This window comes from Kineococcus sp. AC630 (assembly GCF_979255925.1).
In genome coordinates this window covers 1-232 of record NZ_CEEDMJ010000170.1, presented here as the reverse complement: position 1 = coordinate 232, position 232 = coordinate 1, and the positions used below count along the sequence as shown (strand labels likewise).

Genomic DNA, 232 nt, shown 5'->3' with positions numbered 1-232 from the left:
GCCCGGGCAAGGGCGTCTGGTTCGAACCGCGACTGCTCGACGCCGAGCCGGTGCTCGACCGGGCCGAGTGGGACCTCGACACCCTGCTCGGAGGGGCCACGGACGGTGATCCCCGTGTGCCAGACTTGCGGGGCACGACCCACGCCCCAGTAGCTCTGAGGCCAGAGCGCCCGCCTTGTAAGCGGATGGTCGCCGGTTCGACTCCGGCCTGGGGCTCCCCGCGTGTGCGAGC

At 72.4% G+C, this 232-nt stretch carries 1 tRNA gene; it reads left to right on the top strand.

The annotated features are described in order from the left end of the window. Positions 1-143: 143 nt before the first annotated feature. Positions 144-216: transfer RNA gene (locus AC0I8G_RS26290), tRNA-Thr, on the top strand. The last annotated feature ends 16 nt before the right edge of the window (positions 217-232 follow it).